General features: G+C 47.6%; 13 protein-coding genes and 2 riboswitches. Of the genes, 12 read left to right on the forward strand and 1 reads right to left on the reverse strand.

The features are described from left to right. Positions 1-286 precede the first annotated feature (286 nt). The 4 genes from GJV22_RS03160 (at position 287) to GJV22_RS03175 (ending at position 3712) form a co-directional block, all read left to right on the forward strand. A complete protein-coding gene (locus GJV22_RS03160) occupies positions 287-1078 on the forward strand; it encodes an inositol monophosphatase family protein (protein WP_163708574.1) in 792 nt (263 codons plus the stop codon). Between the two features lie 62 nt (positions 1079-1140). Next, positions 1141-1611, forward strand: a complete 471-nt coding sequence (locus GJV22_RS03165) for a hypothetical protein (protein WP_163708577.1) — start codon at positions 1141-1143, stop codon at positions 1609-1611. Positions 1612-1625: 14 nt separating this feature from the next. Then, a complete protein-coding gene (locus GJV22_RS03170; protein WP_163708580.1) occupies positions 1626-2657 on the forward strand; it encodes a glycosyltransferase family 2 protein in 1032 nt (343 codons plus the stop codon). Between the two features lie 80 nt (positions 2658-2737). Further along, a complete protein-coding gene (locus GJV22_RS03175; RefSeq protein ID WP_163708583.1) occupies positions 2738-3712 on the forward strand; it encodes a zinc transporter ZntB in 975 nt (324 codons plus the stop codon). A gap of 449 nt (positions 3713-4161) precedes the next feature. Here GJV22_RS03175 and GJV22_RS03180 read toward each other — a convergent pair whose 3' ends face one another. Next, entirely contained in the window at positions 4162-4599 is a 438-nt protein-coding gene (locus GJV22_RS03180; RefSeq protein WP_163708585.1) for an Hsp20/alpha crystallin family protein, read from the reverse strand. Between the two features lie 253 nt (positions 4600-4852). Beyond that, positions 4853-4951: riboswitch (TPP riboswitch) on the forward strand. Positions 4952-4998: 47 nt separating this feature from the next. Here GJV22_RS03180 and thiS point away from each other — a divergent pair. The 8 genes from thiS to GJV22_RS03220 all read left to right on the forward strand — a co-directional run bounded on the left by thiS (position 4999) and on the right by GJV22_RS03220 (position 13642). After that, the gene (gene thiS, locus GJV22_RS03185; RefSeq protein ID WP_163708587.1) at positions 4999-5202 is read left to right on the forward strand and encodes a sulfur carrier protein ThiS; all 204 of its coding nucleotides are present in this window, start codon (positions 4999-5001) and stop codon (positions 5200-5202) included. Between the two features lie 39 nt (positions 5203-5241). Further along, positions 5242-7023, forward strand: coding sequence for a phosphomethylpyrimidine synthase ThiC (gene thiC / locus GJV22_RS03190; RefSeq protein WP_163708590.1), 1782 nt, complete (start codon positions 5242-5244; stop codon positions 7021-7023). Between the two features lie 4 nt (positions 7024-7027). After that, complete coding sequence (locus GJV22_RS03195; RefSeq protein ID WP_163708592.1) at positions 7028-7654, forward strand: thiamine phosphate synthase; 627 nt, start codon at positions 7028-7030, stop codon at positions 7652-7654. A 2-nt stretch (positions 7655-7656) separates the two neighbouring features. After that, entirely contained in the window at positions 7657-8331 is a 675-nt protein-coding gene (locus GJV22_RS03200; protein ID WP_205461730.1) for a thiamine phosphate synthase, read from the forward strand. Positions 8332-8341: 10 nt separating this feature from the next. Continuing rightward, the gene (gene thiG, locus GJV22_RS03205) at positions 8342-9109 is read left to right on the forward strand and encodes a thiazole synthase (RefSeq protein WP_163708594.1); all 768 of its coding nucleotides are present in this window, start codon (positions 8342-8344) and stop codon (positions 9107-9109) included. Positions 9110-9114: 5 nt separating this feature from the next. Beyond that, positions 9115-10230 (forward strand): 2-iminoacetate synthase ThiH, encoded by a 1116-nt coding sequence (thiH, locus tag GJV22_RS03210; protein ID WP_163708597.1) that lies wholly within the window; start codon positions 9115-9117, stop codon positions 10228-10230. Between the two features lie 3 nt (positions 10231-10233). Further along, positions 10234-10944 carry a HesA/MoeB/ThiF family protein gene (locus GJV22_RS03215; protein WP_163708599.1) on the forward strand — a complete coding sequence of 237 codons (711 nt, stop codon included), beginning with the start codon at positions 10234-10236 and terminating at the stop codon, positions 10942-10944. A 45-nt stretch (positions 10945-10989) separates the two neighbouring features. Further along, positions 10990-11086: riboswitch (TPP riboswitch) on the forward strand. A 48-nt stretch (positions 11087-11134) separates the two neighbouring features. Beyond that, positions 11135-13642: a TonB-dependent receptor gene (locus GJV22_RS03220; protein ID WP_163708602.1), complete on the forward strand. Its 2508-nt coding sequence runs from the start codon at positions 11135-11137 to the stop codon at positions 13640-13642. The last annotated feature ends 53 nt before the right edge of the window (positions 13643-13695 follow it).

Raw genomic sequence — 13695 nt, forward strand, 5'->3', positions numbered from 1 at the left:
AATGCTCCAGTCTTTTTCTCCTTGAACGTTTAGAAATTAATTTCATATTGGTGTAAAATCAAATTTCGTACCCTTTCTTTAAAACGACTGAGATTATTTAATTAAACAACCGAAAAAATCCACTATCAAAAGCCACCGAACTCAAACACAAACAACAAAACAACAACCACTTAGAACAAACACTACACATATGATTTAAAACATAAAAATCCTTCAGAAATAAATAACAATAGAAATTTGGGCATCCCAAAGGTTTAAGCCATTTTCGACTAAAATTTATCAGTATATGGATTTACAACATATTTGCCGCGAGATCGGCACACTGGCTCAGGAAGCCGGACAATTTATACGGGAACAACGCTCGCAAATCACGAACGACGATATTGAACTGAAAGGCAAAGCCAGCCTGGTTACTTACGTTGATAAGGAAGCAGAGAAAATGATCGTCGCCCGCTTGCGGGAACTGCTTCCCGAAGCCGGTTTTATTACCGAAGAAGGAACAGCAACTGAAAGTGGCGAGGAATACAAATGGGTGATCGACCCACTGGACGGAACCACCAATTTCATCCATGGCATTTTCCCGCACTCTGTTTCCATTGCACTGACCAAAGACAATAACCCAATTGCCGGTGTGGTCTATGAAATTGGGCAGAACGAACTCTTTTCGGCCTGGAAAGGCGGCGGCGCTTACCTGAACGATCAACCCATTGCTGTTTCAAAATCGGCTACACACGAGGACGTATTGCTGGCTACCGGATTTCCGTATTACAATTTCGACAAACTGGAATCCTATTTAAAAGTGCTGGAGTTTTTCATGATTGAAACCCGGGGCATGCGCCGCATGGGCTCAGCTGCTGTTGATCTTGCCTATGTAGCTTGTGGTCGTTTCGATGGCTTTTTCGAACATGCCCTGCACGCCTGGGATGTAGCAGCCGGCGTTTTGTTGGTTCAGGAAGCCGGAGGAAAAGTAACCGATTTTAAAGGTGGCGACAAATACCTGTTTGGCAAAGAGCTGATTTCGGCCAATGCCAATTACTTCCCGGCCTTTTTTGCCAAAGTAAATGAACACCTCGAATAGTTTTACAGCAAGGTACTTGGGCGTCGTGCGGTAATCAGTTAAATTGCATCAAAAAGCATATCATGGCTGAGAAGGAAATTGCATTACTTAAAGAGCAGGTTGAAAAGCTCAAACAAAAAAGCTTCGACCTGGAAGCATGGAAAAATCAAACGCTGCTTTTTCTGAACCGGATTTTCGGAGGCTCCCACCCGATTGTCAAAATGATTTTGGATCTGAAGTACGATTATTCGAGCTGGCACCTGCGCGAAGCAACCGGCAACGAAAAATCGGGCGATCCGGTGAAAATGCAAGCCCGCGAGATTTTGGAAGCAGCTATTCTCGAATTGCAAACACTTGGCTTACCCGGTCAAACCGGAGCCGGCGACAAAACCAAAGAGCTTTTGCAACAGGAGATGACCGGCAAACAATGGAAGGAATTATCCGACATTATCTCCGATAAAACGGAAAATCAAACGGCCGAAATACGGGAGAAACTCGGGCAGCTTTCCAAAGAACAGTTAATTGATATTTTGACCGGAATTTTGAATTCCTGACTATCTTTGGCCGAATGGAACATGCCAAAATCGCGATCGTTATTTTAAACTGGAATGGTGAAAAACTGCTTCCTCAGTTTCTGCCATCGGTTATTCAACACAGCCAACTCGAAGGAACCGAGATCATTGTTGCCGACAATGGATCGACCGACAGCTCAATGACGCTACTCGAAAAACAATTCCCCGAGGTTACCCGACTTCAATTACCTCAAAACTATGGCTTTGCTTTGGGATACAACGAAGCACTGAAACAAATCGATGCACAATATTACATCCTGCTGAATTCGGATGTGGAAGTGGTCGATGGCTGGCTCGAACCAATGATTTCGATCTTTGAAAATGACCCGGCAGTCGCAGCCGTTCAACCTAAAATATTAAGCTGGCACAACAAGCAGGAGTTCGAATACGGCGGTGCAGCCGGTGGTTACATCGACAAGCTAGGCTTCCCGTTTTGCCGCGGCCGCATCCTGAATGTGGTGGAGAAAGATGAAGGCCAGTACAACGACGAAGTAAATATATTTTGGGCCAGTGGCGCCTGCTTTGCCGTTCGTGCAAGCCTGTACCACAAAGCCGGCGGTTTCGATTCCGACTTTTGGGCCCACATGGAAGAGATCGATTTGTGCTGGCGCTTAAAAAACTTTGGTTATCAAATCCGCTTCACCCCCTTCAGCCAGGTTTACCACTTGGGCGGAGGCAGTCTTCCCTACAACAATCCCCGAAAACTGTTCCTCAATTTTCGCAACAGCTTGTTCATGCTTTACAAGAATTGTCCGCCAAACCGGCTCTTCCAGGTACTCGTTGTTCGAATGATTCTGGACGCCTTCGCCGGTTTCAAATTACTGGCCGAGGGAAACCCTAAAGGACTCTCCAGCGTTTGTAAAGCCCATTGGGCGCTCTATTCAAACTGGAACCGACTGAAAGCCAAACGCCGCCAACTAAAAACTGAAGCCGCACCCAAGTGGCACGACGAAATCCTCTGCAAAAGCCTGATTTGGAAGTTCTACCTGCAAAAGAAACGCACGTTTAGGGAGCTGATTAATTCTTAACAACCCGAAAACCTGAACCCGGCACAACAACGTTGTAAATTCGGCAAACTGATTGTATATTGAATTAAATTTTCTACGACATGAAACATGCAGCCATCAACGCCTTCTACATCGATTCTGTTGCCAAAACAACCGAGAAAATCACATCCGACATTTTCCCAAAGTTGCGAAACGATGCGGATTACATTTGGCTTCAATTAGACTTAAACTCCGCTGAAACCAAGCGGCTGGTCGAATCGCTGCATGAAAACGAGATCATCACCACAGCACTCACCCGGGAAGATTCGCGCCCAAGGCTCGCTGTTTATCCCGACGAGCTGTTGCTGGTTGTTCGGGGCGTAAACCTGATTAAGGGTGAAAAACCCGAAAATATGATTTCGGTCCGCATCTTAGCCACCAAAAATATGGTGATTACCTGCCAGAAAAAGAGCCTGAACGCAATCAAGTCGTTGGTGACGGATATGGAGCAAAACAAGGCACCCAAAACAACCGGTGATTTCATTGTTCGCCTGAATGAACGACTGGTTTTCAATATGAGTGAGGTGATGGAAGATATTGAGGAAGCAGCCATCTCGATGGAAGAAATGGTGCTCGACGATGCGGGCGACGACGACGAACGCAAAGATGAATTGTATAATCTCCGGCGCCAAATCATTCAACTCAAACGCTTCCTGCTTCCACAACGCGATGCCCTGAATAAATTGCAGATTGAGAAAACCAACTGGATGACCACCAAGCAACAACTTCGTTTGCGCGAGGTGAGCGACTACCTGATGCGTTACCTCGAAATGCTGGAAGCAGCCCGCGAACTGGCATCGGTAAGCCAGGAAACACTCATCAACCGATCGAACGAACAAATTAACAGCCGCATGTATTTGCTGTCAATCATCACCGCGCTGTTCCTGCCGCTGAGCTTCTTCACCGGCCTGCTGGGCGTCAACCTGGCCGGCATTCCACGTGCCGAAAATCACTATGCCTTTGGCTTTTTCGTGCTCATTCTGCTCGTTATTGTCGCGTTCCAGTTTTGGTTTTTCAGAAAGAATAAGTGGCTGTAAGCGCGGCACTTCCCCACCCAACCGACAGTGATCAAAGTCCGGATCGAACAGCTTTCCGGCAAAGCAGCGATGTTCGCGGACAACGCAGCGATGTACCCGGGTAACGTGTCGATGTCCGCCGGCGAAGCGACGAAGTAGTCGGGTAACACAGCGATGTCCTCCGGCGAAGCAGCGAAGTAGTCGGTTAACACGGCGATGCTCCCGGGTAAAGCAGCGATGTCCGCCGGTACCACATCGATATTCTCAGCTAAAGCGGCGATGGGGCAGGTTAACACGGCGATGTGCCCGGATAGCGTTTCGATGTCTTAAGGTGAGGCAGCGATGGGCCCGGGTGGGTACCGTATCAGACGGGACAAAAAAAGCCCCATCCTCGGGGGACAGGGCCTTCAAATCTAAAACTAAACTAAAACCAATTTTGAAAAATTTTACGAAATGTCTTGTTGTGCTGCTTAATGAATTTCAATCATTCGCGGGGTGTGTGAGATGTATTCTTCGCGTTTTGGCAACTCAATGGTCAAAATACCATTGTTGTGTTTTGCGTTGATTTTGTTGACATCCACACCTTCCGGCAATTGGAACGAACGACTGAATTTGGAGTAATTAAACTCGCAGAACACTACTTTGCTACCTTCTTTTTCTTCTTTCTTTTCTTCTTTTTTCTCTGAAGAAACGGTTAGCAAATTATCTTTTACATCAATATGAAAATCTTTTTTGTCGAGGCCGGGGGCAGCAAGTTCAATCTCGAAATGGTCTTTTTTCTCGTACACATTTACATTTGGACTGCTGTTCCATCCTGATTTCTCGAAAAAATCATTCCATACATCTTTTCCAAAAAACTCATCAAATAAGCTTGGAACATTTCTTTGTGATCTGATAAATGGTAACATAACTTTGTCCTCCTAAAATCTGGTTAAACATTGATTTTTTTTGCTTTCCACCCTTTAAATATCAAAGCGCGGACCAAACTTATTTCTTGCTGAAAAAACGGGTACAACGGCCGTTTCTCTTGTCAAAATGGCTGAAATTGAGTCAAATTTTCATTCCACAACCACCTGATCCTGAAATATTTTCAGTCTCACCGAAAAAACAAGCACTGAAAAGCAAGCTGCTTAACCTGATTTTTATTATACCTTTACGCCCGATTACGCAATGGGGTGTCCGGCTACAACCGGACTGAGATTATACCCAATGAACCTGATCCGGTTAATACCGGCGGAGGGATTTGTGTTAAAACTGTCCGGATAGTTCCATCCTGTTGCAATTACCAAACTTCTAACACCCGAGTTATGAATGTAATTGTAAACCATCAATCCGTGGAATTGCCCGATCCGGCCAGTATCTCCGACCTGCTTTTCACGCTAAAAATTGAGTCGCCGAAAGGAATTGCCCTCGCGATCAACGATGAAATTCTGCGCAAAGACCGCTGGAACGAATTTCTGTTTTCCGAAAACGACAAGGTACTCATCATTAAAGCCACCCAAGGCGGTTAATGGCTATTCCTTTCCTTCCAATCACCAAAAAATCAACACATGAAAAATCAATCACTAACCGATCAAGTGAAAGGAAACACCTTGTTTCCGAATTCACAAAAAGTTTATGTTGAAGGAAGTCGCCCCGACATCCGTGTTCCGATGCGCGAAATCAGCCTGTCGCCTTTTGTCGACAAAAAAGGGAACAGCCATGCCAACGCACCGGCCTATGTGTACGACACTTCGGGCGTTTACACCGATCCCGACTTTGCGACCGATATCCGGGAAGGGCTACCCCGACTGCGTGAACAATGGATCGCTGAGCGTGGCGATGTCCAAACACAGCCTCAACTAAGTTCGGAATACGGGCGTCAGCGACAGGCCGATCCTCAATTGGATGCCATTCGTTTTCCGGAAGTGAACACCCAACCCCTGCGGGCTAAGCAAGGGAAACCTGCAACCCAGTTTTACTACGCCAAACAAGGTATTATTACCCCTGAAATGGAATATGTGGCCATTCGCGAAAACCAAAATCTGGACAAGCTGAATGAAGGACGTGAGCAAAAAATTGACAGTTATATCACCCCGGAATTCGTGCGGCAGGAAATCGCTGCCGGACGCGCCATGATTCCCTGCAGCATCAACCACCCCGAGTGCGAACCGATGATAATTGGCTCCAAATTTCGGGTGAAGATCAATGCCAATATCGGGAACTCCGCGCTTTCTTCCGGTATTCAGGAAGAGATCGACAAAGCCGTTTGGGCCATTATCTGGGGATCGGATACCGTAATGGACCTTTCCACCGGCAACAACATTCACGAAACCCGCGAGTGGATTATCCGCAATTCGCCGGTGCCAATCGGAACAGTTCCGCTTTACCAGGCTTTGGAAAAAGTAAGCGGTAAGGTTGAAAAACTGAGCTGGGAAATTTACCGCGACACCCTGATTGAACAGGCAGAACAAGGTGTAGACTATTTCACCATTCATGCCGGATTGCTGCGCGACCATGTGGAACTGACCGAAAAACGCATGACCGGAATTGTGTCGCGCGGTGGCGCCATCATGGCCAAATGGAGCATGATTCACGATCAGGAGAATTTCCTGTATACACACTTCGACGAGATCTGCGAGATTCTGGCTGCTTACGATGTGGCTGTTTCGCTGGGCGACGGCCTTCGCCCCGGTTCGGTTTACGATGCCAACGATGAAGCACAATTTGCAGAACTGAAGGTTTTGGGCGAATTAACGCATAAAGCCCGTGCTGCGCATGTGCAGGTGTTAATTGAAGGTCCGGGACACGTTCCGATGCACAAAATCAAGGAGAATGTAGAGCTGCAGCAAGCGGTTTGCGACAACGCACCTTTCTACGTGCTGGGGCCGTTAACAACCGATATTGCTCCGGGCTACGACCACATTACCTCGGCCATCGGCGGCGCCATCATTGGGGCGCACGGTGTTGCCATGCTCTGTTACGTTACCCAGAAAGAACATCTTGGCCTGCCGAACCGCGAGGATGTGAAACAAGCTGTCATTACCTATAAGCTGGCTGCCCATGCCGCCGACTTGGCCAAAGGCTTCCCCGGAGCACAGTTACACGACGATGCCATGAGCAAAGCCCGTTTCGAGTTCCGTTGGGATGACCAGTTTGCCCTGGCCCTCGATCCGCAAACAGCGATTCAGTTTCACGACGAAACCCTGCCGGACGAAGCAAATAAGTCAACGCACTTCTGCTCCATGTGCGGCGATAATTTCTGTTCGATGAAGTCCTCGCACGAGATTCGCGAAATGAACGCTGCCTGCAAACACACGAAACAACGAATGAATGAAACAGTAACCCCGTAAGCGCATGCAACTAACGATCATTTCTTATCCTGATCATTTCAAACGGGAGGCTGAAGGAATCAATCAGTTGTTTGAGCTCGGAATGAATCATTTTCACCTTCGAAAGCCGGAGTGGAAACCCGCCGAAATAGCCAATCTGCTGAATGCGATTAACCCTGTCCATTACCCAAAGATTGTGATTCATGATCATTTTCAACTGGCATTGGATTATGGGCTGGGCGGAATCCATTTCAGTGGGAGAACCATGGCATTCATGGATCAGTGGACTGCATTTACAGGGAGCCAAAGCACCTCCTGCCACAGCCTGCGCGAATTGCAACAACTCCCCGATCAGATTGATTATGCTTTTCTGAGCCCGATTTTTCCTTCCATCTCCAAGCCGGGTTATCAGGCCGAATTTGAGTTGGATGACGTCAAGCAATTCCTGGCTACCTATCACAAAAGCCGGGTTATTGCTTTGGGCGGAATCGCGGAAGACAAAGTGAGCATCTGCCGGACAAGTGGCTTCGACGGAATTGCCGTGTTGGGCACCCTCTGGCAAACGCGCCGATCGCAAGAACGAATTCTGGATCATTTCCAGAATTTGAAAAAGTCCAGCTACCGGCTTTATAAAGAAACTTTAACCGATTAGTTATGAATCAAAATAATAACCTGCGAATCTCGCCACTTCAGTTCATCACGCATCCAACCGAACAAGTCAGCCCTTCAGCTCAGGCCCGACAAGTGCTGGAAGGCGGTTGCAACTGGATTCAACTGCGCATGAAAAAGCACAGTGTCGAACAGATTTGCGCTGAAGCGGAAAAAATAAAAGCTCTGAAAGGGGAATTCGACTTCACCTTTATACTGAACGATCATCCGGACCTGGCGCTAAAGCTCGGTGCTGACGGAGTCCACCTTGGCAAGCAGGACTGCTCGCCGGCAGAAGCCCGCAAGCTGCTCGGCTCCGGGTACATCATCGGAGGAACAGCCAACTCCCTTGAAGATATTGAGCGTCTGGCGGCACAAGGAGTTGACTACATTGGTCTGGGGCCTTTCCGTTTTACCGCCACCAAAGAAAACCTGAGCCCGGTGCTTGGTCTAACAGGCTACAGCCAGTTGATCCGGCAAATGAAAGATCGGGGAATTGATCTTCCGGTAATTGGTATCGGTGGCGTCGAACCGGAAGACATTAACGACCTGATGTTAACCCGGTTGCACGGGCTGGCCATTTCGTCGGCAATCTGGAAAAGCCCGTCGATTGCTGCATGCACTCACCAGTGGCTCGAGGCCATTTCAAAAGCTTCCACACATCAAACAACAACCCTTTAAAAACAAAAAGATGAAACCTTTAATAATAGCCGACAAAACCTTTCAATCGCGCCTGTTTACCGGCACAGGCAAATTCAGTTCAAACCAGGTTATGGAAGACGCCTTGCTGGCCTCCGAAAGTGAATTGGTAACCGTCGCTCTCCGGCGGGTAGATCTCAACAACAGTCAGGATGACCTGCTGCGCCACCTCAACCATCCGCACATCAATCTATTGCCGAACACATCCGGAGTACGCACTGCCAAAGAAGCTGTCTTTGCGGCCGAATTGGCACGCGAAGCACTGGGGACCAACTGGGTGAAACTGGAAATCCACCCCGATCCGCGTTATTTGTTGCCCGACTCGGAAGAAACGCTGAAAGCGACCGGGCAACTGGTAAAGCTCGGCTTCGTTGTACTGCCCTACATTCAGGCCGATCCGGTTTTGTGTAAAAAGCTGGAAGATGTCGGAACCGCCGCAGTCATGCCACTCGGTGCGCCAATTGGCAGCAATAAAGGGCTTCAAACCCGCGATTTTTTACGCATCATCATCGAGCAATCCAATGTTCCGGTGATTGTTGATGCCGGAATCGGGGCACCATCACACGCAGCGGAAGCCATTGAAATGGGCGCCGATGCGGTTCTGGTCAATACAGCCATTGCGGTTTCCAATCACCCGGCAATGATGGGAAAAGCTTTTAAACTGGCTGTTGAAGCAGCCATGTTGGCTCGTGAAGCCAAACTGGCTCCCGTTCGCGATTATGCTGAAGCCAGTAGCCCGTTAACTTCATTCTTAGACTAAATACCATGGACTTTTACGAAATACTCCAACAATACGATTGGGAGGAAACCCGAGCCTCAATCTACAGCAAAACAGCCGCCGATGTCGAAAAAGCTTTGCAAAACGCCCAGCCAACTGCCGACGACTTCATGGCTTTGATTTCTCCGGCCGCAGCTCCCTATCTGGAACAAATGGCTCAGCAAAGCCGCTCCAGAACCTTAAGTCGGTTTGGAAAAACCATGCAACTTTATGTACCCCTTTACCTGTCGAACGAATGCACCAACTTTTGCACCTATTGTGGCTTCAACCACAACAATAAAATTGAGCGAAACACACTGAACAAGGATCAGATTCTAAAAGAAGCTGAAGCGATCCGCAAACTTGGGTTCGAGCACCTGCTGTTGGTTACCGGCGAGCACCCGCGGGCAGCAGGATTTGACTATTTAAAGGAAACGCTGACTCTTCTGAAGCCGCTGTTCAGCCAGCTTTCGGTGGAAGTTCAGCCGATGGATACAGCCGAATACAAAGCATTGACCGACGAAGGACTTCATGCCGTTTACGTTTACCAGGAAACCTATTACGAAAAGCGGTACCCTGTTTATCACCCCAAAGGGAAGAAAGCCAACTTCCGATATCGTCTTGAAACGGCTGAGCGTCTGGGGAAGGCCAACATTCACAAAGCAGGATTGGGCTGTTTACTGGGATTGGAAGATTGGCGGGTCGATTCCTTCTTTACCGCCCTTCACCTTCAGTTTTTAAAGCGAAATTACTGGAAAACGAAATATTCAATCGCCTTTCCGCGACTAAGGCCACATGCCGGAAGTTTCAACCCGGACTATCCGATCAGCGATCGGGAATTTGTCCAACTGATTTGTGCTTATCGTCTGCTGGACGAAAATGTGGAACTCTCGCTCTCCACCCGCGAAAGTCCGAAAATGCGCAATCATTTGGCCCAACTCGGCATTACAACAATGAGCGCCGGAAGCAGCACCAAACCCGGTGGATATGCCGAGCGGACCGAATCACTGGAGCAGTTTGCCATTAATGATGACCGGTGCCCGGCAGAGGTTGAAGCTTCGTTAAAAGCGCAGGGATACGAAGTGGTTTGGAAAGATTGGGATACTTACATGCAACAAGTTTAGATCATGAATTTAGAAGAAAAAGAACGCTATGCGCGCCAAATCATGTTACCCGAAATTGGCGGGGCCGGGCAAGAAAAGCTTAAGCAAGCCAAGGTCTTAATTGTGGGGGCCGGTGGTTTGGGATCGCCGGTTGCTCTCTATTTAGCAGCTGCCGGTGTCGGTCACCTTGGGCTGGTCGACAACGATACGGTCAGTCTGACCAACCTGCAGCGGCAAATTCTTTACAATACCGATGTGGTTGGGAAAGCAAAAGTGACGCATGCACAGGAAGTGTTGCGAGCCATCAACCCGCATGTCAGTGTGCTTCCGATCTTCGAACGCCTGACTGAAGCCAACGCCGAAAGTCTGATGCAACCCTACGATGTGATTGTTGATGCGACCGACAATTTCCGGGCTCGCTACCTGATTAGTCAAAACTGTCAAAAACTGAACAAACCGATGGTTCATGGTTCTATTGAAGAGTTCAAAGGAATGGTTTCGGTTTTCAACTACCAGGGCGGGCCGGTTTATGAAGATCTGTTTCCCGAAGCACCGGAAAGTCAATCTTTCGATGGTGAACCGAAAGGCGTTTTTGGTGCCTTACCCGGCATCATTGGGAGCATGCAAGCCATGGAAGTGCTCAAAATCATCACCGGAGCAGGCACTGTTTTAGCAGGCAAACTATTTGTTTACAATGCCATTGACTGCTCCGCATCGACATTAAAATTGAATTAGTACCAAATTAATTTGGAGTAATTTAGATTCTGTCTAAATTTGCACCGATTAGCAATGGGGTGTCCTAATATTACGGACTGAGATCATACCCACAGAACCTGATCCGGGTAATGCCGGCGTAGGGAGGGCGAATAGGGAACGTGGATTCCCACCTCATTGGTTATTTATTAACCAAACTTTCAAGAACAAGATGAAAAAAATTTCTTTTCTGTTGATCATGCTGTGCATGGCAACTTTCAGTTTCGCACAATTTTCCATCTCGGGAGTTGTGAAAAACACCGACAACGAAGTTCTTCCGGGAGCCAATGTTGTGATAGCCGGAACTTATACCGGAACGGTGGCCGACCCAAACGGTAAATTTGAATTGAAAAATCTAAAAGCCGGAAACTACGAAATCCTCGTTTCCTTTATCGGTTACGACAAAACCAGTCAAACAGTCAAGCTGGTTGATCAATCTAAATCCGTAGTTATCACCTTGGAGTACTCGGGAATCATGACTGAAGAAGTGCTGGTTTCAGCAACTCGTGCCGGCGACAAAACACCGGTTGCCAAAAGCTCGGTTGACCGCGCAACCATCGAAAACCGCAACATGGGACAGGATATTCCCTATCTGCTGACAATGACACCATCGTATGTGGCAACATCTGATGCCGGTGCCGGTGTGGGTTATACCAACTTCCGGATTCGCGGCACTGATTTGAACCGGATCAATGTGACTGTGAATGGCATTCCGATGAACGATGCAGAATCGCACGGAACTTACTTTGTGGACATTCCGGATCTGGCCGGATCGATCGACAACATCCAGGTGCAACGCGGTGTGGGAACATCGACCAACGGAGCAGCAGCATTTGGTGCAACCATTAACCTGCAAACCACCACGCTGAACAAAGAGCCTTATGCTGAAGTAAAAAGCTCGGCCGGGTCGTTCGGAACATTCAAAAATTCGGTAGCTGCCGGAACGGGCTTAATGGGCAAATTCGCTTTCGATGCCCGTTTATCGAAGGTGACTTCAGACGGGTTCATTGACCGCGCCAGTTCCGATTTAAAATCCTTCTTTGTTTCGGGAGGGTATTATTCTGAGAACACGATTTTGAAGGTGAATATCTTCTCCGGTTTCGAAGAAACGTACCAGGCATGGTATGGTGTTCCTTCTGCCAAATTGAATAACGACCAGGCCGAAATGCAACGCTATCTGGATCACTGGTTGTGGTCGGGATCCGAACGCGAAAACCAAAAACGGTACGATGACTTGATAAACTCGGATGCCCGCACGTACAATTTTTACACTTACGAAAATGCGGTTGACCATTACCAGCAAGATCACTATCAATTGCATTTTTCCCATAAATTTAGCGAGTACCTGAATTTGAATGCCGCGTTGCATTACACTTACGGCCGTGGCTATTACGAAAACTACGAGTACGATCAGGATTATGCCGATTACCAGATGACCGCTCCCAGTGGCATTGACATGACTGATTTAGTTGCCCGCAAATGGTTGGATAACGATTTCTACGGAGCCACTTACTCGCTGAATTACGATGATGGTAAAAATGCGTTCACCTTTGGTGGTGGCTATAACGAATACGATGGCCGCCACTTTGGCCGCGTGATCTGGGCACAATACATGGGCGACAATGTCATTGAAAATGATTGGTACGGTGGAACAAGTATCGATAGCGAATTTGAATGGTACCGCAGTAGAGGGGTGAAAAAAGATTTCAACCTGTTCGGCAAATACAATCTTCAAATCACTAAAGCATTGAGTCTTTATGCTGACATGCAATACCGTCACATTGATTATAGCATTAACGGGATTGACGACGATTTGCGTGACATTTCACAAAAGCACAAGTTTGATTTCTTCAACCCGAAATTGGGTATCTATTATAAACCCAACGCCCAAAACCAGGCTTACGTTAGCTATGCACAGGCACACCGTGAGCCCAACCGCAGCAATTTTGTCGATGCCGACCCGGCCGGAAAACAACCGGTTTACGAAACGCTAAACGATTTTGAAGCCGGATATACATTCTTGAATCGCAATTTCTCAATTGGTGCAAACCTTTATTACATGCTGTACAAAGATCAGCTGATCCAAACCGGTGAGATCAACGATGTTGGTTCAGCTATCATGGTGAATGTTGACGACAGTTACCGCACAGGTATTGAGCTGATGGGAGGAGTGAAGATTACCCGCTCCCTGAAATGGGATGTGAATGCAACCTTCAGCCAGAATAAGATTAAAAATTTTACGGAACATGTCGACAACTGGGATTATTGGTACGACACTGAAAATGAGCCTTACCAATACGTGAATGATCTTGGCAAAAGTGATCTGGCGTTTTCGCCCGGTGTGATTGTGAACAGCTTGCTGAGTCTTCAGGCCGCCAAAGGACTATCCATCAGTCTACTTTCAAACTATGTGAGCGACCAGTACATCGACAACTCATCAGACGAAAACCGCAAACTGGACGCTTGGTTTGTAAACAACCTGAAGGTTGACTACACGATTAAAGGAAACTTTTTCAAAGCGATAAAACTGCACCTGATGGTCAATAACCTGTTCGACACCGAGTATGAAAGCAACGCTTGGGTGTACTCATACTACACCGGTGGAACCCGTTACAAAATGGACGGTTACTTTCCGCAGGCAGGAATCAACTTTTTTGCCGGAATTGATTTCAAATTTTAATGAAAGACCGAATCCCCGGGGAATTTCTCCGGGGATTCATCATTTTACGTTTA

The organism is Mangrovibacterium lignilyticum (assembly GCF_010882175.1).
GTDB lineage: Bacteria > Bacteroidota > Bacteroidia > Bacteroidales > Prolixibacteraceae > Mangrovibacterium > Mangrovibacterium lignilyticum.

Coding starts and splice junctions, on each gene's coding strand:
- GJV22_RS03160 (WP_163708574.1), top strand. CDS start 287: ATGGATTTACAACATATTTGCCGCGAGATCGGCACACTGGCTCAGGAA.
- GJV22_RS03165 (WP_163708577.1), top strand. CDS start 1,141: ATGGCTGAGAAGGAAATTGCATTACTTAAAGAGCAGGTTGAAAAGCTC.
- GJV22_RS03170 (WP_163708580.1), top strand. CDS start 1,626: ATGGAACATGCCAAAATCGCGATCGTTATTTTAAACTGGAATGGTGAA.
- GJV22_RS03175 (WP_163708583.1), top strand. CDS start 2,738: ATGAAACATGCAGCCATCAACGCCTTCTACATCGATTCTGTTGCCAAA.
- GJV22_RS03180 (WP_163708585.1), bottom strand. CDS start 4,599: ATGTTACCATTTATCAGATCACAAAGAAATGTTCCAAGCTTATTTGAT.
- thiS (WP_163708587.1), top strand. CDS start 4,999: ATGAATGTAATTGTAAACCATCAATCCGTGGAATTGCCCGATCCGGCC.
- thiC (WP_163708590.1), top strand. CDS start 5,242: ATGAAAAATCAATCACTAACCGATCAAGTGAAAGGAAACACCTTGTTT.
- GJV22_RS03195 (WP_163708592.1), top strand. CDS start 7,028: ATGCAACTAACGATCATTTCTTATCCTGATCATTTCAAACGGGAGGCT.
- GJV22_RS03200 (WP_205461730.1), top strand. CDS start 7,657: ATGAATCAAAATAATAACCTGCGAATCTCGCCACTTCAGTTCATCACG.
- thiG (WP_163708594.1), top strand. CDS start 8,342: ATGAAACCTTTAATAATAGCCGACAAAACCTTTCAATCGCGCCTGTTT.
- thiH (WP_163708597.1), top strand. CDS start 9,115: ATGGACTTTTACGAAATACTCCAACAATACGATTGGGAGGAAACCCGA.
- GJV22_RS03215 (WP_163708599.1), top strand. CDS start 10,234: ATGAATTTAGAAGAAAAAGAACGCTATGCGCGCCAAATCATGTTACCC.
- GJV22_RS03220 (WP_163708602.1), top strand. CDS start 11,135: ATGAAAAAAATTTCTTTTCTGTTGATCATGCTGTGCATGGCAACTTTC.